This window comes from Rhodococcus sp. 05-2254-6 (assembly GCF_002258565.1).
GTDB lineage: Bacteria > Actinomycetota > Actinomycetes > Mycobacteriales > Mycobacteriaceae > Rhodococcoides.
Genome location: NZ_NOZF01000175.1, coordinates 35,824 through 55,790, shown reverse-complemented (window position 1 = coordinate 55,790; position 19,967 = coordinate 35,824). Strand labels below are relative to the sequence as shown.

22 protein-coding genes are annotated in these 19,967 nt (G+C 65.3%); 14 read left to right on the top strand and 8 right to left on the bottom strand.

What is annotated here, in order from left to right:
• A partial coding sequence (gene bioD, locus CH256_RS24405) for a dethiobiotin synthase (RefSeq protein ID WP_094670929.1) occupies positions 1-667 on the top strand: 667 nt, incomplete at its 5' end.
• A gap of 109 nt (positions 668-776) precedes the next feature.
• Positions 777-1,337, top strand: coding sequence for a hypothetical protein (locus CH256_RS24400; protein ID WP_143536663.1), 561 nt, complete (start codon positions 777-779; stop codon positions 1,335-1,337).
• On the opposite strand, the gene CH256_RS24395 is transcribed toward CH256_RS24400, so the two are convergent.
• Positions 1,334-1,867, bottom strand: a complete 534-nt coding sequence (locus CH256_RS24395) for a pyridoxamine 5'-phosphate oxidase family protein (protein ID WP_094670927.1) — start codon at positions 1,865-1,867, stop codon at positions 1,334-1,336. The two genes, CH256_RS24400 and CH256_RS24395, sit on opposite strands and share 4 nt — an antisense overlap.
• Positions 1,868-1,943: 76 nt before the next feature.
• Between CH256_RS24395 and CH256_RS24390 the strand changes: the two genes are divergently transcribed.
• From CH256_RS24390 to CH256_RS24355, 8 genes are all read left to right on the top strand, one after another.
• On the top strand, positions 1,944-2,375 hold the full coding sequence (locus CH256_RS24390) for a DUF1707 SHOCT-like domain-containing protein (RefSeq protein WP_068046377.1): 432 nt from the start codon (positions 1,944-1,946) through the stop codon (positions 2,373-2,375).
• Positions 2,376-2,443: 68 nt separating this feature from the next.
• Positions 2,444-3,763: a glutamate-1-semialdehyde 2,1-aminomutase gene (gene hemL, locus CH256_RS24385; RefSeq protein WP_094641083.1), complete on the top strand. Its 1,320-nt coding sequence runs from the start codon at positions 2,444-2,446 to the stop codon at positions 3,761-3,763.
• A gap of 52 nt (positions 3,764-3,815) precedes the next feature.
• Entirely contained in the window at positions 3,816-4,478 is a 663-nt protein-coding gene (locus CH256_RS24380; protein ID WP_068046369.1) for a histidine phosphatase family protein, read from the top strand.
• The gene (locus CH256_RS24375; protein WP_068046366.1) at positions 4,471-5,058 is read left to right on the top strand and encodes a TlpA disulfide reductase family protein; all 588 of its coding nucleotides are present in this window, start codon (positions 4,471-4,473) and stop codon (positions 5,056-5,058) included. The genes CH256_RS24380 and CH256_RS24375 overlap by 8 nt, the downstream gene beginning before the upstream one ends.
• 8 nt (positions 5,059-5,066) lie before the next feature.
• A complete protein-coding gene (locus CH256_RS24370) occupies positions 5,067-5,876 on the top strand; it encodes a cytochrome c biogenesis CcdA family protein (RefSeq protein ID WP_068046420.1) in 810 nt (269 codons plus the stop codon).
• The gene (resB, locus tag CH256_RS24365; RefSeq protein WP_068046363.1) at positions 5,873-7,492 is read left to right on the top strand and encodes a cytochrome c biogenesis protein ResB; all 1,620 of its coding nucleotides are present in this window, start codon (positions 5,873-5,875) and stop codon (positions 7,490-7,492) included. Before CH256_RS24370 ends, resB begins: the two co-directional genes overlap by 4 nt.
• 3 nt (positions 7,493-7,495) lie before the next feature.
• Positions 7,496-8,461, top strand: coding sequence for a c-type cytochrome biogenesis protein CcsB (gene ccsB / locus CH256_RS24360; RefSeq protein ID WP_094670925.1), 966 nt, complete (start codon positions 7,496-7,498; stop codon positions 8,459-8,461).
• 498 nt (positions 8,462-8,959) lie between these two features.
• Positions 8,960-10,279 (top strand): MinD/ParA family ATP-binding protein, encoded by a 1,320-nt coding sequence (locus CH256_RS24355; protein ID WP_373454871.1) that lies wholly within the window; start codon positions 8,960-8,962, stop codon positions 10,277-10,279.
• A 13-nt stretch (positions 10,280-10,292) separates the two neighbouring features.
• On the opposite strand, the gene CH256_RS24350 is transcribed toward CH256_RS24355, so the two are convergent.
• Together CH256_RS24350 and CH256_RS24345 are read right to left on the bottom strand one after the other, a co-directional pair.
• Positions 10,293-10,490 (bottom strand): hypothetical protein, encoded by a 198-nt coding sequence (locus tag CH256_RS24350; RefSeq protein WP_032393904.1) that lies wholly within the window; start codon positions 10,488-10,490, stop codon positions 10,293-10,295.
• Positions 10,491-10,626: 136 nt separating this feature from the next.
• The gene (locus CH256_RS24345) at positions 10,627-10,842 is read right to left on the bottom strand and encodes a BldC family transcriptional regulator (RefSeq protein WP_037187021.1); all 216 of its coding nucleotides are present in this window, start codon (positions 10,840-10,842) and stop codon (positions 10,627-10,629) included.
• A 198-nt stretch (positions 10,843-11,040) separates the two neighbouring features.
• Between CH256_RS24345 and CH256_RS24340 the strand changes: the two genes are divergently transcribed.
• A complete protein-coding gene (locus CH256_RS24340; RefSeq protein WP_082899469.1) occupies positions 11,041-11,394 on the top strand; it encodes a DUF4229 domain-containing protein in 354 nt (117 codons plus the stop codon).
• Entirely contained in the window at positions 11,391-12,473 is a 1,083-nt protein-coding gene (locus CH256_RS24335; protein WP_094670923.1) for a PLP-dependent cysteine synthase family protein, read from the top strand. The genes CH256_RS24340 and CH256_RS24335 overlap by 4 nt, the downstream gene beginning before the upstream one ends.
• 6 nt (positions 12,474-12,479) lie before the next feature.
• Here CH256_RS24335 and CH256_RS24330 read toward each other — a convergent pair whose 3' ends face one another.
• Genes CH256_RS24330 through CH256_RS24320 form a run of 3 tightly spaced genes read right to left on the bottom strand, consistent with a single transcriptional unit; the run spans position 12,480 to position 16,649 of the window.
• Positions 12,480-12,791, bottom strand: a complete 312-nt coding sequence (locus CH256_RS24330; protein WP_094641482.1) for a hypothetical protein — start codon at positions 12,789-12,791, stop codon at positions 12,480-12,482.
• Between the two features lie 5 nt (positions 12,792-12,796).
• Positions 12,797-15,256 (bottom strand): aminopeptidase N, encoded by a 2,460-nt coding sequence (gene pepN / locus CH256_RS24325; RefSeq protein ID WP_094641087.1) that lies wholly within the window; start codon positions 15,254-15,256, stop codon positions 12,797-12,799.
• 25 nt (positions 15,257-15,281) lie between these two features.
• Positions 15,282-16,649 carry a hypothetical protein gene (locus tag CH256_RS24320; RefSeq protein WP_143536662.1) on the bottom strand — a complete coding sequence of 456 codons (1,368 nt, stop codon included), beginning with the start codon at positions 16,647-16,649 and terminating at the stop codon, positions 15,282-15,284.
• Positions 16,650-16,853: 204 nt separating this feature from the next.
• Between CH256_RS24320 and CH256_RS24315 the strand changes: the two genes are divergently transcribed.
• Together CH256_RS24315 and CH256_RS24310 are read left to right on the top strand one after the other, a co-directional pair.
• Positions 16,854-17,195, top strand: coding sequence for a nitroreductase/quinone reductase family protein (locus CH256_RS24315; RefSeq protein WP_094670939.1), 342 nt, complete (start codon positions 16,854-16,856; stop codon positions 17,193-17,195).
• A gap of 44 nt (positions 17,196-17,239) precedes the next feature.
• The gene (locus tag CH256_RS24310) at positions 17,240-17,620 is read left to right on the top strand and encodes a phage holin family protein (RefSeq protein ID WP_037187032.1); all 381 of its coding nucleotides are present in this window, start codon (positions 17,240-17,242) and stop codon (positions 17,618-17,620) included.
• Here CH256_RS24310 and CH256_RS24305 read toward each other — a convergent pair.
• Together CH256_RS24305 and CH256_RS24300 are read right to left on the bottom strand one after the other, a co-directional pair.
• Positions 17,617-18,486, bottom strand: a complete 870-nt coding sequence (locus CH256_RS24305) for a 1,4-dihydroxy-2-naphthoate polyprenyltransferase (RefSeq protein ID WP_094641089.1) — start codon at positions 18,484-18,486, stop codon at positions 17,617-17,619. The two genes, CH256_RS24310 and CH256_RS24305, sit on opposite strands and share 4 nt — an antisense overlap.
• A 47-nt stretch (positions 18,487-18,533) precedes the next feature.
• The gene (locus CH256_RS24300; protein WP_094670919.1) at positions 18,534-19,790 is read right to left on the bottom strand and encodes an Hsp70 family protein; all 1,257 of its coding nucleotides are present in this window, start codon (positions 19,788-19,790) and stop codon (positions 18,534-18,536) included.
• Between the last annotated feature and the right edge of the window lie 177 nt (positions 19,791-19,967).

The window sequence follows — 19,967 nt, the reverse complement described above, 5'->3', positions numbered from 1 at the left end:
CGGCGTCGGCAAGACCGTGGTGACCGCGGGTATCGCGGCGGCCGCGCGCGCAGGCGGATGGACGGTTGCGGTGTGCAAACCGGCGCAGACCGGCGTCGGAGGTGACTACCCGGACGAAGCCGATATCGATGTGGTGCACCGGCTTTCGGGAATTCGGGGAGTGGAGCTGGCGCGATACCCCGAGCCACTGGCTCCGGACGTTGCGGCGCGCCGATCGGGTCGGCCGATGCTCGAACTCGACGCCGTGGTCGACACCGTGCGCACGCTGGACGCGGCCCACGACCTAGTGCTTGTCGAAGGTGCGGGTGGAGTGGCGGTGCGTCTGGGCGCAGGAGGATTCACCGTGCTCGACATTGCCGGGGCCGTGTCTGCGCCGATCGTCGTCGTGGCCGGTGCAGAGCTGGGAACGCTCAACCACAGCGCGCTGACCACTGCCGCGGCGCGGGCGGTCGGGGTCGAATGCGCAGGGCTGGTGATCGGATCGTGGCCCGCCGAGCCGAGCCTTGCCGCGCGGGTCAACCGCGACGAGCTGCCCCTCGTGACGGGGGTCGGGCTGATCGCGCGCATCCCGGAAGGAGCCGGCCGACTCGCATCGCGGGCCTTCGAAGCCCTGGCCGTGGGTGCCTTCGGCGAGTTTACCGAGTCGTTACTCGGGTACCCGCCGTAGAGAATCTGCGGTCTCGGCATTCGAAAACAGACGGGAAATAGACACCATGAACACCACCGTATGGATCATCGTTGCAGTAGTAGTCGTTCTCTTGGTCATTGCCATCGCCGTGGTCGTTGCCCGCAAGAGCAAGGAACGTAAGAGATTGGAAGCGAACGAGATTCGCGAAAAGGCTGCCGATCAATCCTCTGTCGTCGAGGAGCGTGAACTGATGGCGCGCGAAAGCGAAGCCAAGGCACGCCGCGCGCAGGCAGAGGCCGACGTCAAAGCAGCCGAGGCGGAGAAGCTCGCACAGCAGGCGCAGTCTCATCAAGGAGTTGCGGCGTCGTCACGCGACGAGATGGAATCGCAGTTCGAACGTGCGAATCGAATCGACCCGGACGTGAAGAACGGCAAGAACATGACAGGCGATCGGAACGTCACAGGTGACCGGAACATCGCCCATGACCGCACTGTGGCAGATGACCGCACTGTGGCACATGACCGGACCGTGGCGGATGACCGGACTGTGGCGCATGACCGGACCGTGGCAGACGACCGGAACATTGTCGGTGACAGGAACGTCGTCGGTGACCCGAATGTGGCGGACGACCGGAACATCGCCGGCGATCGGAACGTGATGGGCGATCCGGATGTGCCCCCGACGGCACCCCGGCACGAGCGGAACTAGTCGGTCGAGTTGTGCGGTAGTTCGAGCTCGACGACATCGTGCTCGCCCAGGTTCGGACGCTCGTTGGTGATCTTCGCCTTGGCGTAGGCCAGCAGGTTCGACACCTTCGAGCCGGGCGTGGACCAGTACTCGGCTCCCTCGGCGGCCACGTGGATCAGAGCGACCTCGCGCGAATCGGGGTTCTTCTCGAACCATGCGGCCGCCCGGGTGTTCCACAGCTCCTCGGCCTTGGTGGTGTTCTCGACCACCGCGGCCGTACCGGACAGCGACACCCAGCCTTCACCGGACTGGAACGAGACGTTGACCGTCGGGTTCGCCGCGATATCGGCCACCTTGCGGGAGTCGTGGGCGGCGAAGAACCACAGGTCGCCGTCGAACTCGGCTTCCTGCAGCGCCATCGGGCGCGAAATCAGGTGGCCGTCTCGGCCGACGGTGGTGAACATGCACAGTCCGGCTTCGGACATCAATTGAGCGACTTTCGTGACGCCGTCCCCGGGGTTGTCGGCGCTTGTTCTCTCGGTGTTCGTCATCGAAACCAACTACCCGGTGTGTAGCTCGCTCAACCGTTAAGGTGACAAAACGGACACGAGTACCGGGAGGCTGCGCATGGGAAAGAACCTCGACAAGAACAATCGGCCGGACCTGCGCGTGAGCAACGACGAACGTGAGGCCGTCGTGACCACCCTCGGTCTGGCGATGAGCGAGGGCCGCTTGACGTTGGTCGAGTACGAACAAAGGCTCGACGCGGTGTGGGCGTCGACGACTCGCGGTGATCTGGACGAGGTCGTGCGCGACTTGCCGGCCCCCGAGAAATCGACGGCAACGGATGTCGCTCGTACGACGAGCGAGTGGCGGGAATATCTGGACGAGTGGCGCTGGTGGCTCGGTGGTGCCGTCGTCATGAACGGAATCTGGGCCGTTCAATGGATCTCCGACGGCGAACCGACCTCCTACTGGCCCCTGTGGCCCCTCGGTATCTGGGGCATCATCCTGGTCGCGATGGTGTTCATGCCCGAGGAGAAGAAAACCGACGACTGAGGCCGGCGTCGACCGCATTATTACGCCCTGTAGTTGGTGATTTCGCCGAACCTGGGACACTGGAAGACGTGACTGTTTCTCCCGGCGACGACGCCCCCGTATCGGCCCAACTCTTCGCCCGCGCGAGCGAGGTCATTCCCGGCGGCGTCAACTCGCCGGTACGCGCCTTCGCGTCGGTCGGCGGAACGCCCCGCTTCATCACGCAGGCCAGCGGATACACGATGACCGACGCCGACGGAAAGTCGTACGTCGACCTCATTTCGTCCTGGGGTCCGATGATCCACGGACACGCCCACCCGGCCATCGTCGAGGCCGTCCAGAAGGCAGCCGCGACCGGCCTGTCGTTCGGTGCGCCCACGCTCCGCGAAATCGAACTGGCCGAGGAAATCGTGCGTCGCGTCGGCCCCGTCGACCAGGTTCGCCTTGTGAATTCGGGCACAGAGGCCACCATGAGCGCGGTGCGCCTGGCCCGCGGCTTCACCGGCCGCACCAAGATCGTCAAGTTCTCCGGCTGCTACCACGGCCACGTCGACGCCCTCCTGGCCGACGCCGGCTCGGGACTGGCCACCTTCGGGCTGCCGACCTCCCCGGGAGTCACCGGCGCACAGGCGTCGGACACCATCGTCGTTCCCTACAACGACCTCGCCGCCGTCACCGCGGCCTTCGAGGCCAACCCCGGCCAGATCGCGTGCATCATCACCGAGGCAGCTGCAGGCAACATGGGAGCAATCCCGCCGGTCACCGGCTTCAACGAGGGACTGCGCCACCTCGCGACCGAGCACGGCGCACTGCTGATCATGGACGAGGTGATGACGGGATTCCGCGTCAGTGCCTCCGGTTGGTACGGCATCGACGGAGTTGCCGGTGACCTCTACACCTTCGGCAAAGTCATGTCGGGCGGATTGCCTGCCGCCGCATTCGGCGGTCGAGCAGACGTGATGGCCTACCTCGCGCCCGCCGGACCGGTGTACCAGGCAGGGACGCTCAGCGGTAACCCCGTCGCCGTCGCGGCCGGTCTGACGAGTCTGCAACTGGCCGACTCGGCCGTCTACGAGAAGCTGCAGACCAACTCGCAGCGACTCGGAACACTGCTCGGCGACGCTCTCACCGCCGAAGGCGTCACCCATCACGTCCAGTTCGCGGGCACTATGGTGAGTGTGTTCTTCGCCGATGGACCCGTCACCGATTACGCGCAGGCCAAGGCCGCGCAGACGTGGCGATACCCGGCGTTCTTCCACGCCTTCCTCTCCCGCGGTGTGTACCCGCCGCCGAGCGCCTTCGAGGCCTGGTTCGTCTCGGCTGCCCTCGACGATCGAGCCTTCGAGATCATCGCCGACGCAGCCCCCGCCGCCGCGAAAGCAGCGGCCGCCGCCACCGCTCCTCAGTGACGTCTGCACCGAACTGATTGCCCACCCGACTAGCGAGAAACAGGACCCCGACGTGACCGAGGCCCCCGCAACACATCCGCACTCGACGACGCGCACCATCGTGCACGTCCTCCGGCACGGCGAGGTTCACAACCCCAAGGGCATCCTCTACGGGCGGTTGCCGGGCTTCAAGCTGTCGGTGACGGGCCAGGCTCAGGCCAGGTCGGTCGCGGACGCGCTCGCCGGCCACGACATCACCCACGTCGTGGCATCGCCGTTGCTGCGCGCGCAGGAAACCGCCGGACCCATTGCCGCAGCGCACGGCCTGACCATCGCCGAGGACGAGAACCTCATCGAAGCAGGCAACGAGTTCGAGGGACTGCGCGTGGCCGTGGGCGACGGTGCACTGCGTAGGCCCCGGCACTGGTGGAAGCTGCGCGACCCGTTCACCCCGTCCTGGGGCGAGCCGTACCTGCAGATCGCACACCGCATGCTCGCCGCAGTCAATGCGGCGCGCGTCGAAGCCGTAGGGCACGAAGCCGTCTGCGTCAGCCACCAACTCCCGGTGTGGACACTGCGCCGCTTCCTGCAGGGCGATCGGCTCTGGCACGACCCGCGCAACCGTCAGTGCGGGCTCGCGTCGCTCACCTCGTTGGTCTACGAGGGGGACCAGCTGGTCGACCTCGTCTACTCCGAGCCCGCGGGGGCATCCGACCCAAGGATTTCCGGTGCGTAGGTTTCTGCTGGGTGTGGCCGCAGCGGCCCTCGTCGCGGGATGCTCCACCGGCACCGACGCGGTGGCGCAGGGCGGAACCTTCCAGTTCGTCTCACCGGGCGGACAGACCGACATCTTCTACGAGCCCGACGAGCGCGGCACCATCGGCGAGTTGTCCGGGCCCGACCTGATGACCGAGGGCAAGACGACCTCCCTGTCGGACTACGACGGTGACGTCGTCGTCCTCAACGTCTGGGGCCAGTGGTGCGGACCGTGCCGCGGTGAAGCCGACGACCTCGAAGACGTCTACGAGGCCACCAAGCCCTTGGGCGTCGAATTCCTCGGGATCAACGTGCGCGACGAGTCGCAGACCGCCGCGCAGGACTTCGTCGTCAGCAACAACGTCAGCTACGCCTCGATCTACGATCCGCCCATGCGCACCCTCACTGCGCTCGGCGGCGTCCCCACCTCCGTCATCCCGACGACCGTCGTGCTCGACCGGCAGCATCGCGTCGCGGCAGTGTTCCTGCGCGAACTGCTCGCCGATGACCTACGGCCCGTCGTCGAACGCGTCGCAGCCGAGGAGCCAGTGCAGCCGTGACCGAGACGATGTACCTCGCCGGGATAGGCGCGAGTTTCCAGGAAGCTGCGGCCTCCGGGCCGCTCGTCCTGGCCCTCGGAGCCTGCGTCCTGGCCGGGCTCGTCTCGTTCGCGTCGCCGTGCGTGGTACCCCTGGTGCCCGGATACCTCTCGTACCTCGCCGGAGTCGTCGGAGCCGACGCCCCTGCCGTCAGCGCCGACGAGGCAGCCGTGAAGACGAAGGTGCGCAGCGGGCGGTTGCGCGTGGCCGGAGCGGCGGGTCTGTTCGTCCTCGGATTCACGGTGGTGTTCGTTCTCGCCACCGCATCGGTGTTCGGAGCGATCTCCGTCCTGGCGATCAACCGCGAACTGCTCATGCGGATCGGCGGCGTCGTCACCATCGCCATGGGCCTGGTGTTCGTCGGACTGATTCCCGCGCTGCAGCGCGACGTGCGCTTCGAGCCGAAGCAGATCGGCTCACTGGCCGGAGCGCCGCTGCTCGGGGGCGTGTTCGCGCTCGGATGGACCCCGTGCCTCGGACCGACGCTCGCGGGCGTCATCTCACTCGCCGCAGGGACGGACGGCACGACGGCAGCGCGGGGCGTCGTTCTGATCGTGGCGTACTGCCTCGGTCTCGGCTTACCGTTCGTGATCCTCGCGTTCGGTTCGGTCAGCGCGCTGCGTGGCGTCGGCTGGCTACGTACACATGCACGACAGATACAGGTGTTCGGCGGAATCATGTTGATAGCGGTAGGAATTGCACTGGTCACCGGTGCCTGGGATCAATTCGTCGGCTGGGTGCGCGACGCCTTCGTCTCCGATGTGGTGTTGCCGATATGACCACCGACATCGAAGAGCGCACCGAGGCATCGCCGCCGCGCAAGCAATCCGCGCTGGGCAGGGGAGCGGCGCTGGTCCGCAACACCTGGCGCGGCCTGACCAGCATGCGAACCGCGCTGGTGCTGCTGTTCCTGCTGGCCTTCGCCGCGGTACCCGGTGCCCTGGTGCCGCAGCGCAGCCTCAACGCCGGCAAAGTCGACGAGTACATCGCCGACCGCCCGACCCTCGGCCCGATCATGGACAAGCTCGAACTGTTCGACGTGTTCGGCAGCTTCTGGTTCACGGCGATCTACGCGCTGCTGTTCATCTCGCTGATCGGCTGCATCCTGCCGCGCTGCATCGAGCACGCGAAGCAATTGCGCACCAAACCCGTTCGTGCGCCCCGCAACCTCTCCCGACTGCCGCACCACAGCCGCTACGACGTGGACGGAACGCCGGAGGAGATCGCAGCGCAGGTACGCACCCAGTTGCGCGGTTGGCGCGTCGCCCAACGAACCGAGGACGGCGGAGCCGTGACGCTGTCGGCGGAGAAGGGCTACGTCCGTGAACTCGGAAACCTCGTCTTCCACTTGTCTCTCGTCGGACTGCTCGCCGCGATCGCCATGGGCAAGCTGCTCGGGTACGAGGGCAACCGCATCGTCATCGCCGACGACGGCCCAGGCTTCTGCACCTCGACCCCGGCCAACTACGACTCGTTCCGCGCAGGCAACCTCGTCGACGGCACCGACCTCGAACCACTGTGCGTGCGCGTCAAGGACTTCAGAGCCGACTACCTCGACACCGGCCAGGCCGAGATGTTCACCTCCAACATCGAATACCAGGCAGGCCAGGACCTCACGAACAACGTCTGGCGCGACGACCAACTGCAGGTCAACCACCCGTTGCGCGTCGCAGGAGACCGCGTCTACCTCCAGGGCCACGGCTACGCACCCACCTTCACCGTGACATTCCCGAACGGCGAAACCCGCACCGACACCATCCAATGGCAACCGACGGACGCCACGACCTTCCTCTCCAGCGGAGTGCTCCGTGTCGACCCGCCCGGCGGCTTGTATACCGATCCCCTGGACCGGCGAAAGAACCAGATCGCCATCGAAGGACTGTTCGCGCCGACGGCGTCGTTCCACGGCAGCCTGCTGTCGTCGAGCTTCCCCGCCATGAACGACCCCGCCGTCGCCATCGACATCTACAAGGGCGACACCGGCCTCGACACCGGACTGCCGCAGTCGATCTTCTCGCTCGATCAGGAAATGATCGCCCAGGGCAGGCTCGTGAAGCAGGACCGCGTCAACCTGATGCCAGGAGAATCGGCGACGCTCAGCGACGGAACGGTCGTCACCTTCGACGGCGCGAAAGAATTCGTCAACCTTCAGGTCTCACACGACCCGGCCCAGACCTGGGTGCTCGTCTTCGCACTCACGATGATGGGCGGACTGCTCGTCTCACTGGTGATCAAGCGTCGCAGAATCTGGGTCCGACTCACCGCCGACGCCCAAGCACGACGTACTGTAGTAGACCTCGGCGGACTTGCACGCACCGATCAGGCGGGGTGGGGCGAAGAGTTCGACCGCCTGTGCACCCGCCTGCTCGGCGACACCTCGAAACAGGAGAACTGACCGATGCCGATCAACGAGACCCTCTCGCAGTACAGCGACTGGTCCTTCGAATCAGCGTTCACCATCTACGTGCTCGCATTCGTCCTGCTCATCGCCCAGTACGCCTCCGCCAAGGCCACGGCCGCTCAGGCGAAGGAACTCGTCGGTGCCGGCGCGCCGGTGGCCCAGTCGCGACCGGGACTGGTTGTCGAAGCCCCGAAGCGACCGCTGTCCGAGCGACTCGCAGGCATGGGCTTCGCCCTGCTCGCCCCGGCTCTCGCGCTGCACATCGCCTCGGTGGTGCTCCGCGGGTTCGCCACCCACCGCTTCCCGCTCGGCAACATGTACGAGTTCGTCACCATGGCCACCGCAGCCGCCGCCCTCACCTCCGTGATCGTGCTGCGCAAGAAGACCATGCGCCCGATGCTCGTGTTCGTTCTCGCACCGATCATCGTGCTGATGTTCTTCGCCGCCACCAAGCTCTACGCCGACGCCGCACCCGTCGTCCCCGCGCTGCGCTCCTACTGGCTGCCCATCCACGTCACCATCGTCAGCGTCGGCAGCGGCATCCTCCTGGTCTCCGGCGTCGCCTCCCTGCTGTTCCTGCTGCGCATCAAGCAGCCCATCGGCGAGGAAAGCGTTGGGTTCTGGGGCAAGTTCGCATCCAAGCTGCCCGACGCCCAGGCCCTCGACCGACTCGCCTACAAGACGACCATCGTCGCTTTTCCGCTCTTCGGAGCCGGTGTCATCCTCGGTGCAATCTGGGCCGAAGCCGCATGGGGCCGCTTCTGGGGCTGGGACCCCAAAGAGACGATGTCGTTCATCACCTGGATCATCTACGCCGCCTACCTGCACGCCCGCGCCACCTCCGGATGGCGCAACACCCGCGCCGCCTGGATCAACATCGCCGGATTCACCGCCATGCTCTTCAACCTCTTCATCATCAACATGGTGGTCTCGGGACTGCACAGCTACGCAGGACTGAACTAGTTCTCGCCCGCTGGCAGCCTCCGCGCGGGACTGTCAGCTGGTAGCGTCCGATCCGGCTCGATGGGGGACACATCCGAGCTCGGATCTTCGATGTGGGACGCGAACTGGGGGGAATCGGTCATGGCCGATCGGCACGAGAACAACTGGCAACCCGTCCGGCCATTGGACGACGACGTGCCCGAAGAAGACGTAGCTCGCCCCACGGAATCAGAGCCGGTCGTTGGCGTAGGGGCGGCGGAGGCCACACCCGCACCGCCGCGGGAGCCCTTCAGATCGACTCCCATCACGATGCCGCCCGAAAGCATCGACAATCAGCCCGTGCCGCAGCCCGAGGCCGCCCACACATCGCCGCCGCTTCCCGGGTCGCGGGACGGTGAAGCCCACGGTGACGCAGGTGGTGAGGCGGCGTCGGTCGCGGTGCCACCTGCCGGGGTCGACAAGACCGTCGTCGCACCACCGAGGCCCGTGGAACCGCCGACGACGGCTGTGGCACCGACTGTGAAACTGACTCCTACACATGCGCCGCCCGTCGCATCAGGGCCGCCGATGCCGCAGAATCCGGTGCCGCAGAACCGAGGTGGGCCACAGAACTATTGGGCCCCGCAGAATCAAGCCGGGCCGCAGAACTATTGGGTTCCGCAGAACCAGGGCGGCCCGCATGGGCAATGGCCGTCGGAGGGTCACTGGAATCCCCAGAATCAGTGGAACGGTCAGAATCAATGGGGGCCTCAGCCCGGCCAGTGGCCTGGGCCGCAGCATCAAAATCAGCTGTATCGGAATCAGCCTCAGCAGGTTCGGCAAGGCCCGGGTGACGCGTTGATCGCCACCCCGGGAGCGGCACCGACCGTCGGCCCGAGTCGGTCGGATGAGCAGCCGGTGCCCTCGCTCGATCTCGGTAGTTCGTTGCTCGTCCGATCGGGGAATGCGCCGCCGGTGGCAGGGTGGCGTCGGGCGTTGTATCTGATGTCGCGTGGTCGCCTGAATGTGGGCAACAGTGCCGCTCAGCAGCGACGCCTGGTTCTGACCGCGGAGGTGGATCGGCCTCTCGTCGGGTGCCATCGCGTCGCGGTGCTGTCGCTGAAAGGGGGCGTGGGCAAGACCACGACGACGGCCACACTCGGCTCGACGTTCGCCGAGATCAGGGGTGATCGGGTGATCGCCATCGACGCCAACCCCGATCGGGGAACGCTGGGGCAGAAGGTGCCGGCCGAGACGACCGCCACCGTCCGTAATCTGTTGCGCGACATCGAGTCTCTGGACCGTTACAGCGACGTCAGGGCTTACACGTCGCAGAACGTGCATCGACTGGAGGTGTTGGCGTCCGATTCGGATCCGGCAGCTTCGGAGGCATTCAGCGGTGAGGATTACGATCGCGCCGTGTCGCTGTTGGAGAAGTTCTACAGCATCGTCATCACGGACTGCGGCACCGGTCTGATGCACTCGGCGATGGAGAGCATTCTCGAGGGAGCCGACACGCTGGTGGTGGTCAGTTCGGGCTCGGTGGACGGCGTGCGGAGCGCGTCGGCGACGTTGGATTGGCTCGATGCGCACGGCTACCGCGAGTTGGTCGCCACGTCGGTCGCCGTGGTCAACGGCGTTCGGCCGAGAGCTGGAAAAGTGGACCTGCACAAAGTTGTCGAGCATTTCGAGCAGCGGTGCGCGCGAGTGCGAACGATTCCCTTCGACCCACATCTCGAGGAGGGGGCGGAAATCGAACTGGACCGTCTTCGTGGGCGCACGCGGAAGGCACTGTTGGAAGTCGCGGCGGCGGTAGCGGCAGGTTTCCCCGACGCGCCCACCGCTGCCCACCGCAACTGAGAGCTACCGAACCCTATTCGCTGGGTTCGGTGCCCGCCTCGGTCCCGTCTTTCCCTCCGCGGCGAGCTTCACGGTTGATTCGCCACAGAAAATCGGGATCGTCATCGGGTCCGACAGTGCGGGTGGGTGGAGCCTGTGTGCTGGGTCCGAATGCCTTCCAGAACAGCACGATGACTGCCACCAAGCCGATCAACGCCAATAGATAGATCACGACGCACCTCCTACTACGAGGGTAGCCGCGATGCAACACCCTCCGCACCCGTCGAGCGTCGAAGATTCCTGAGAATGTTCGATGAGTTCGAGCGGGTGCGGAGATCGAGGGTATTTCGTACGTCAGGACGTCCGAATCAGTGGTGTGCGCCGGCTTCCGTGGTCAGAGAGGTCAGTAATTGCATGACCTCGGTCTCGCGGAATCGACGGTGCCCGCCCGGAGTGCGGAGCGATCCGAGGCGACCGGCGTGTGCCCAGCGTGTCACTGTCTTGGGGTCGACGTGAAAAAGCGCGGCTACCTGACCCGGCGTGAGAAGTGAGTCCTGAGCCTTGTGAAATGTGGGTGCGCTCATCTGTCGTGTCCTCCTACGATTCGGTTCGGTGCATATGCGTCGAACCGGAGATATCGGTCTGCTGCGTTCGAACCCCATGGTTGCACTCGAACCCCTAGGTACTCGACTGATACAAGGTTGGTAAAGGGGAGGTAATGGACAAATCGGTCACGCCGGGGGTGGGTCGGAGTGCTTGCCGAGCCCGGTAACCTGGGACCCGTGAGTGACGCGACGAACGCCGACAGCAGCGAACCTACCAGCGGAAACGGCGCGAAAGGTAGGTCGGCGAAGAAGTCTCTCGCCGTGAACCTGGGTGTCTACACCTTCGCGCGCCTGGCGCTCGTCATCGTGATCGGCGCACTCATCGTCGGCATCGGTTTACTCTTCGGCGTCGAGGTTCCGGTACTCGTCGCCGCGATCTTCGCCGTGCTGATCTCGCTACCCCTGTCGCTGCTCCTGTTCAAGAACATGCGCATCCGCGTCAACGAGTCCATCGCAGCAGTCGACGAGGACAGGCGCACCGCGCGTGCGGATCTGCAGTCAAAGCTGCGCGGTGAAGACGGCAAGAAATGACCAGGACGGTCGATCACTCGGGGTCACGGGCGTGGGTCGACAATGCGGTCCGGTTGATCGAGGCCGATTCCCAGCGCAGCGCCGACACACACCTGCTGCGATACCCCCTTCCCGCGGCCTGGGGAATCTCGCTGTACCTCAAGGACGAATCGACGCACATCACCGGCAGCCTGAAGCATCGACTGGCTCGGTCGCTCTTTCTGTACGCAATCTGCAACGGATGGGTCACCGAACGCACCACGGTGATCGAAGCCTCGTCGGGCTCCACTGCCGTCAGTGAGGCCTATTTCGCCGGACTGCTCGGACTGCAATTCGTCGCGGTCATGCCTCGGAGCACCAGCCCGGCCAAAATCGCACTCATCGAGTCCCACGGCGGGAGATGTCATTTCGTCGATCAGCCCGGCGAGATGTACACCGAAGCGCATCGTCTCGCGGCCGAGCCGGACAGCCACTACATGGACCAGTTCACGCACGCCGAACGAGCCACCGACTGGCGCGGAAACAACAACATCGCCGAGTCGATCTTCGACCAACTTCGGCTGGAGGAATGCCCCATTCCAGACTGGGTGGTCGTCGGTGCGGGGACCGGGGGGACCAGCGCCACCATTGGCCGCTACATCAGATATCGCAGGCATGCAACGCAATTGGCGGTGGTGGACCCCGAGAATTCGGCGTTCATCGGCGGCTACGAGTCCGGAGACGCGGGCTACGAGACAGGGCTGCCCTCCCGCATCGAGGGCATCGGCAGACCGCGCGTCGAGCCCTCGTTCGTCGGCCAGGTGATCGATCGAATGATCGCAGTGCCCGACGCCGCCTCCGTGGCCGCCGCACGGTTCACCTCGGACGCACTCGGCAAACGAGTGGGCGGATCGACAGGCACCAACATCTGGGGTGCCTTCGGATTGATCGCGGAAATGATCGCAGCAGGCCGCAGCGGGAGCGTGGTGACACTGCTGTGCGACGGCGGAGACAGGTACACGCAGACCTACTTCGACGACGCCTGGGTTTCGAGCCAGGGTATGGATCTCGACGAACCGACCGCGGCCCTCGAAAAGTTCGTTCGTACCGGGGTGTTCTGAGGAGATCTACTTGCTCACCGCCATCGACGCCGCGGCAGTTGCAGCGGCGACGGTGACGACCGCCGGCCAGGCACCGATCTTCTTGGCCAGCGGGTGCGAGGCACCGAACGCGACGAGATAGGTCCCGAGCAGCGCACCGGCGCGGGTCGAGCCCGAGGACTTCTGCCACCGGGTCGTGCACGCCACACCCGCAGCGGCCAGTACGGCTCCGCCGAGTTGACGGTTGTGCGACTGCCGGGCGACGGCGAAGCCGCCGAGCAATCCACCGGCAGCGAGTGCGGACGTGGCGATCGAGCGTCGAGTGTCGTTGGTGGCCATGATCATCACCCTAGCCGCGCCTGCACCCGCAGACTCCTCGCCAGATGGTCTCGTTGCTCGATCACCAAGCGCCGCAGGGCGGCCGGTGCCCACTCGTGCTCGGCCAGCCAGCTGTCCGCGGCTACCGTCGACGATTGCTGCGGAAACAGTCGGACGACGATGCGCCGTGCGATTTCGATGCTGCGCGAGGTCCACAACGACGCGATGGATTCGAAGTACCGGTCGTGATAACCCTGCGTCAGGTCCGGCCGGTGCCCGGCCCCGAAGCCGGTGATGAAGGCGTCGAGAACATCGTTGGACGCATCGTCGCGCTCGGTGATGGCAGCCCACGCCCTTGCCTTGACCTCTGCGTCGGGGAGCGCCGTCGACGCCGCCGTGTGTGAGGTGCGTCCGGACGACGTGTTGTCGGAGGCCAGCTCTGCATCGAGCTCGGCCGAGGTCGCGTTTCCGGTCGCGGCCAGGGCCAGCCAGAACGACCAGCGCTGGTCGGGATCCAGGCGCAGACCTGGCACGGTCGCCGTGCCGTCGAGAAGTGCGCGTAGGTCGGCTGCGCGGGAGCCGTCGAGTTGGGCCGCGGCCGCGGTGGCTCGCGCCCACACCAACTGGGTATCGCTCCCTGGCTCACTCGTATGCAGCTGCGTCCACGACGCCTCCAGCCACTGCCGAGTGGGTTCGCGCCGTCTGTCCTCCGGGAGGTAATGCTCGAGGGCGTACGCCACATTGGCCGTGACTGCGGACAACAGACCGATCTTGGGCTCATTCGGTGCGAATCTGGTTGCGATGTCGATGTATTCGAGTGCAGACAGCTCGGCGTCGCGGGTGGAGTTCCACAACGCCGACCACACCAGGCCCCGGGCGAGAGGGTCGACGATGCGATCGAGGTGGTCTCGCACAGTGGTAGTGGAGCGCTCGTCGAATCGGATCTTGGCGTATGTCAGGTCGTCGTCGTTGAGCAGCACCAGCGCGGCCTCGGGAAGGTCGACCGGCGTTCGTGCCTCGGCGATGTCGAGTTCTCGTCGGTGGGTTCTCGTCAGATGTCCGGCCTCGTCGAGGTCGTAGAGCCCGACGGCAATTCGGTGGGGCCGCGGGTTCGTCTGTTCGACGGCATCGCCGGTGTAGCTGAGCGTGGAGACGCCGGTGGTCTGCAGCCATGCTGCAGCCCAGGTGTCGAGGTCGCGTCCGCTGGCGGTCGACATCTCGCTCAGCAGGTCCGTCAGCGTCGTGTTTCCGAAGGCGTGCGTGCGAAAGTAGTTGCGGGAGGCGGCGAAGAAGGCATCTGCGCCCACGAACGCCCCGAGCTGCTTGAGGACGCTCGCCCCCTTGGCGTAGGTGATGCCGTCGAAGTTGAGCTTCGCGGCCTCGAGGTCGGTGATGTCGGCGACGATCGGGTGGGTGGTCGGAAGTTGGTCCTGCAGGTACGCCCACGCTTTTCGTCGGTTGGCGAAGCTGACCCAGGCGTCGGTGAATCGGGTCGCTTCGGCCGATGCGTATGCACCCATGAAGTCGGCAAAGGATTCCTTGAGCCACAGGTCGTCCCACCACTGCATCGTCACGAGGTCGCCGAACCACATGTGCGCCATCTCGTGCAGGATCGTGTTCGCGCGGGCCTCGTACTGGGCTTCGGTTGCCGCAGAACGGAATACGTACGACTCGGTGAACGTGACGAGGCCGGGATTCTCCATCGCGCCGAGGTTGTACTCGGGGACGAAGATCTGGTCGTACTTTCCGAAGGGATACGGGTAGTCGAACTTGTCGTGAAAGAAGTCCAGGCCTCGTTTCGTGATGTCGAAGATGTCCTCGGCATCGAAGTACTCGGCGAGAGACGCCCGGCAATAGGCACCGAGGGGGACGGTGAGTTCGCCTCGCGTCCAGGATGATCGGACGCGGTGATACGGACCGGCCGCAACTGCGGTGATGTAGGTCGAGATCGGCAGGGTCGGCGCGAAGGTGGTGACCGTGTCTGTCGTGACACCCTCGCGGTTCGACAGTACGGTCCACGTCGGCGGAGCCGTGACAGTCAGAGTGAAAGGGGCTTTGAGGTCCGGTTGCTCGAAGTTCGCGAACACTCGGCGTGCATCGGCCGGTTCGTACTGCGTGTAGAGATAGACGTTGTCGTCGACGGGATCGACGAACCGATGCAGTCCTTCACCCGACCGGCTGTATCGTCCGCGCGCGCAAATCCGCACGATGTTGTGCTCGGTGAGCCCGACCAGTTGAATCCGCGAGCCGTCGTAGTCGACCGGCGTGTCGATACCGTTGACGGTCACTTGGTCTACTGCCGCACCGATGAAGTCCACCCAGGTCGCAGCCGTGGTCGCGTCGAATTCGATGGTCGTCACGGTCTCGAAGGTGTCGAGGTCCGCGTCCTCTGCGCGCAGGAGATCGAGGTGAACGCGATACTTCACCCCGTCGATGTGGCGCGATCGCCTGCGAGTTTCGGTCCGGGTCAGATTCGCGGTGCTCACCGAACCAACCCTAGGCGATCGGTTTTCACAGGGTCGGCGCGGTGAAGTAGTGGTTTCCGAGAGGGTCGACGATATGCAGGACTCCTTCCGGGAGTAATTCGGTGCGCCAGAGCTTTCGCGTTTTGAGGTTGTGGTGGAGCCGACAGCGCGGGCCGATGTTCGTCCGGATCGTCCAACCCCCTCGCTCCGGATTCTGCCGATCGAATTCGACGATGTGGTCGAGGTCGCACCGTTCCGAAGGCACGTTGCAGCCAGGATGCAGGCAGTACGGATGTTCGGCGCGAACCTGCGTGGCAAGGGCTCTGCTCGGCGCATAGGTCAGTGCCCCCGGCGGCGGAATCGTCATGCCTCCGTGGCCGTCGGGGTGTAGGGCGTGGACGCCGCGCGGGTTGTTCTCGACGATGGCACGCCAGCGTTCGATCAACGTCCCTCCGCCGGGTCTCGATCGAGTCGCTGTATCGGGTGGCGGTGCGTCGGGTGCTGGTGAGACGGGTGGTGGTGTGTCGGGTGGCAGCGGGCCCGTCAGTGCCCTGCCCAGTGGCTCCCTCGTCGGGTGCTCGGACCCCGGCCGTGCGGAACCCGAACCCTCGGTGGCTGTTTCACCGGTGGCGTCGGCATTCGCATCCGAACGGTCGGGCATTGCTGCCACCGGCTCACCGTGTTCGGGAGTTTCGGCATCCGCGACGTCACCCCAAGAGGTCAGGCACGTCGAGCACCCGCACAGCAGTGTCTCGCCGCGCATCAGCGCGGTCTGTGCGTCGCCCCGTCGTTGATCGTCCGAACGTGGATCCTCGGGGTGCAAACGGGAGACTTCGGCGTCGATACGCGAAAGCTGTTCGTCGGCTTCGCCATCGGTCATCACCGTGGTGAGGCTCGACAGCCCTCGTGCCCGTCGCCGAACCCGGACGCGCTTCTCGGTTCGCGCGGCACGTGTGCGTACTGCGCGGTCCCACTCGGCATCGGTCTCGACGAGCAGTCGGTCGATCTCGCGACCCAGGGGGCCCGGTGCCATCTCTCCGGCAGCTTTGAGTACCTCGGCTTCGATGGCGACTACTGTCTCCGGACGCGCATGAAGCAGACGGTCGTGGATCGTTTTGACTCGCTCTTTGTCGAGCGATCCGTTGATGAAACTGTTCCGTACGAGGGGACGTAGCTGACGCCACATCTGAAGCTTGTTGTGAATGGCGGCGAAGGTGGACGACGTTGCCGCGGCCAGCTCGCAGATCGCCGAGCTGTAGAGATCCTTCTCGGTCACTCCTGTGTCCCACGGCGAGGCGCATGCCGTTCGGCCGCGAACGTAGTGGTCCATGAGCGCCAGTTCCGATGCGGCAGCGGCGTTTATCGTCCGGCGCGCACCGAGGACGTCGGCGAGTGCAGAGTGATCGTCCGCCATCCACGTCGACTCACGTAGCCCCATGTCACCCCCCAGCGACGAAGGGCCGAACACGTATTCGACCCGTTGCCGAGAAGTGTAGAACCGGGCACCGACAAGTTTTGGTGCCGATGCAGGACGGTGTGTCTTCGCAGTGACGAACCCGTCGAGCAGCTACGCCGCTACGCTCGTCATCACGTGCAGGGCAAGCCCGGAGGCGGCGCAATGAATACCTTTCAGAAGTCGGCAGCAGCGTTCAACAAGGTTTTTGTGGTCGTCATGAAGGCACCGGTGCTCGACAGGGTTCTCGGACGGTCGATGGGGATTCTGACCTATACCGGCCGCAAGTCCGGCAAGGAGTTCTCACTGCCGGTGGCCTTCAAGCGAACAGGCAATCACGTGAAAGTTGTCGTGGCCGTGCCGGACAAGAAGAATTGGTGGCGAAATTTCGAGAACGACGGCGGACGGGTCGATGTCGACCTCGGCGGCGTCCATCATGCCGGCCTTGCCGTGGCGACTCGCGACGATCGTGGGCGAGTAACTGTCGACATCGACTTGGAGCGCTGAGTACGTCGTAGCCGTCGGGCGCTGACGAACCCTACGATGGCGCCATGAACTTTTTGATTCGGCTCGTGATCAATGCCGTTGCAATCTGGGTTGCCAAGGAATTCGTGGATGGCATCACTGTCACCAGCTCGGGGCGCGGCGATGGGTGGGACATCGTGGTCCTGCTCGGTATCGCGGCCGTGTTGACGGTCGTCAATGCGTTCATCAAACCGCTGGTGCAGCTCATGTCGCTGCCGCTGCTGATTCTGACGCTCGGGTTGTTCACTCTTGTGATCAACGCGTTGATGCTGTTGTTGACGGGTTGGTTGTCGTCGCAGACCGGCTACGGCCTCGAGATCGTCGGGTTCGCCGCGGCGTTCTGGGGCGCGATCATCATCTCGATCGTGAACTTTCTGCTGGGCGCGTTCGTTCCCGACAAGCGCTAGGCGAAGGCCAACGCCACGCCGGTGCTCGCTCCCCAGACGAGCATCGCCAGGCCCGAATCGCGCAGTGCCGGAATCAGTTCGAATCCGTGAGCGCCCTTGCGTACCGGGGAGTTGGCACGTGCGGCGAAAGGCAGCGCGAGCAGGCCGACCAGTGCCCATGGAGTGCGGGCGATCAGTGCCACCGTCATCGCGAACGGCACCACCAATAGCGCGAGATGCAAATAGCGAGTGCGCATGTCACCCAATCGCACTGCCAGCGTGAGCTTTCCGGATTCGGTGTCGGTGGGGATGTCGCGAAGGTTGTTGGCGACGAGTACTGCGCTGGAGAACGAGCCGACGGCCACTGCAGCCAACACACCTGCCCAATCGATCTGCTCGGCCTGTACGAACTGGGTGCCCAGTACCGCAACGAGACCGAAGAACACGAACACGGCTATCTCGCCGAAACCGCTGTATCCGTACGGCTTCGAGCCGCCGGTGTAGTACCAGGCACCGGCGATGCAGACGAGTCCGACGATGACCAGCCACCAGGCGCTGGTCGCTGCCAGAACCAATCCGGCCACGGCACCCACTGTGAAGCAACCGATGGCGGCCTTCTTGACGGCACCGGCGGACGCGGCCTTCGAGCCGACCAGTCTCAGTGGCCCGACTCGGTCGTCGTCGGTGCCCCGAATTCCGTCGGAGTAATCGTTGGCGAAGTTCACGCCCACGATCAGCGCCAACGAGACGACCAACGCCAGCAGCGCCTTCCACCACACTCCTCCGTCCAGCGACGCGGCCGCGCCAGTGCCGACGAGGACGGGGGCGATCGCATTCGGGAGTGTGCGCGGTCGCGCACCTTCGATCCATTGCGCTGTGGTGGCCATGAGCGACGATCTTTCCGTATCTGTCCGACGGGTGAGAACGCGGCCGGTCAGAACGGCAGGCGTGGCAATACCGGCAACGGGATGACGGGCATCTGGACACCGGGAATCTGTGGCAGGGGCACCGTGGGTGCGGGCGGAGGTGCCGGCGGGTAGTAGTGCGGCTGCTGGTACTGCACGTAGGGCGCGGAATTTGCGGCGGCCGGCGCCGGTGCGGTGGTTGTCGGTGGGGGAGGAGGGATGTCGGGAAGCGGTGCCGGCGTGGTCGTCGTCGTGCTGGTGCTCGACGGTCTGGTGGATTGCGACACTGATTCACCGACGCTCGACGGGGTGCTCAGCGGTTGACCCTCGTCGCTGGATCCGAGAGCCGTGAACAGTCCGATGGCGGCAATGACGCCGGCGATCGGAAGTGCGATCATGCCGAGTCGCGCCAGGGCTGGACGGTGCGAGACGAGGGGCGGCACGTGGGTGGCGTCGACGTGGGCGGCGTGTACCGCGGCACCGCCGGCGACGACGAGCTCGGGCCGGTCCGGGACGATGACCGGTAGCTGCAGGAAGCGTTCGAGGGTGGCGCGGACCAGCGGAATGTTGGACGTTCCGCCGATCGCGACGACGGCGTCGGGGTAGAACTCGGCCTCGCGGCCGAGTCGGCGCACTGTCTCGGCGGCCTGCTCGGTGGAGCGCGCGATGGACAACTCGAAGATGTGCCGCTCGAGGAGGATGTGCTCGCCGTCGGGGGTGCTGGTGGTCAGGTGCGAGGACAGCGCTTCCTTTATCCCGCGGCAGAAGGCCGTCAGCGCACTGTCCTCGTCCGGAGATTGGGGCGGACGCACTATGCCGAGTCCGAGTATGTGTTCTCGGACCACCGCGTCGAAGGAGGCACCGCTCATGGCGGTGGTCCGCGCGGAACCGTAGGAGCGGCCGGATTCGACGTCCACGATGTCGACGTCGACACCGGTCTCGCCCGCGTCGAACAGCGCGATGGTCCGGTGGTGGGAGGGGAGCCCTGGGCGCAGGTACTCCATGGCCGCGCCGGTCTTGTCGATGAGGTGGACGTCGGAGACGTACTCCTCGGCCAGTGCGTCGGCGATCTGGGTGCGTTCCTCGGGGGTGCGATAGGCGACGCCGAGAGATTGGGGCGCGTCCGGACTGTCGACGATGCCGCGGACGACGCGCGCGACGTCGGATGCCGTGGGGGAGAACTGCCAGTCGTCGAACGGGGTGCCGTCGGTCCATGCACCGTCTTCGGTGGTCCGCGCCGTGCGAATGCCGCACGTGCCCAGGGACACACCCACTGACGAACGCATCGCTTCTCCGGCCTCTCCATTTCGATGACGGTGTTCTGGTCTGAAGAACTCGCCCTCATGACAGGCGACGTGGACACTGTACCGTCTCGCGGTTTGATTAGAGGCTCGAAACAATCCGATGGTCAGCTCTATGGAGTTGCATCATCGATCTACGATCTGGTTGCCGTCGCGCTTGCG

What these genes read in the sequence shown, in the direction of transcription:
- CH256_RS24395 (WP_094670927.1), bottom strand. Translation starts at nt 1,867, where the DNA reads ATGACGAACACCGAGAGAACAAGCGCCGACAACCCCGGGGACGGCGTC.
- CH256_RS24390 (WP_068046377.1), top strand. Translation starts at nt 1,944, where the DNA reads ATGGGAAAGAACCTCGACAAGAACAATCGGCCGGACCTGCGCGTGAGC.
- CH256_RS24370 (WP_068046420.1), top strand. Translation starts at nt 5,067, where the DNA reads ATGTACCTCGCCGGGATAGGCGCGAGTTTCCAGGAAGCTGCGGCCTCC.
- resB (WP_068046363.1), top strand. Translation starts at nt 5,873, where the DNA reads ATGACCACCGACATCGAAGAGCGCACCGAGGCATCGCCGCCGCGCAAG.
- ccsB (WP_094670925.1), top strand. Translation starts at nt 7,496, where the DNA reads ATGCCGATCAACGAGACCCTCTCGCAGTACAGCGACTGGTCCTTCGAA.
- CH256_RS24345 (WP_037187021.1), bottom strand. Translation starts at nt 10,842, where the DNA reads ATGAGCGCACCCACATTTCACAAGGCTCAGGACTCACTTCTCACGCCG.
- CH256_RS24335 (WP_094670923.1), top strand. Translation starts at nt 11,391, where the DNA reads ATGACCAGGACGGTCGATCACTCGGGGTCACGGGCGTGGGTCGACAAT.
- CH256_RS24330 (WP_094641482.1), bottom strand. Translation starts at nt 12,791, where the DNA reads ATGGCCACCAACGACACTCGACGCTCGATCGCCACGTCCGCACTCGCT.
- CH256_RS24320 (WP_143536662.1), bottom strand. Translation starts at nt 16,649, where the DNA reads ATGGCGGACGATCACTCTGCACTCGCCGACGTCCTCGGTGCGCGCCGG.
- CH256_RS24315 (WP_094670939.1), top strand. Translation starts at nt 16,854, where the DNA reads ATGAATACCTTTCAGAAGTCGGCAGCAGCGTTCAACAAGGTTTTTGTG.
- CH256_RS24310 (WP_037187032.1), top strand. Translation starts at nt 17,240, where the DNA reads ATGAACTTTTTGATTCGGCTCGTGATCAATGCCGTTGCAATCTGGGTT.
- CH256_RS24305 (WP_094641089.1), bottom strand. Translation starts at nt 18,486, where the DNA reads ATGGCCACCACAGCGCAATGGATCGAAGGTGCGCGACCGCGCACACTC.
- CH256_RS24300 (WP_094670919.1), bottom strand. Translation starts at nt 19,790, where the DNA reads ATGCGTTCGTCAGTGGGTGTGTCCCTGGGCACGTGCGGCATTCGCACG.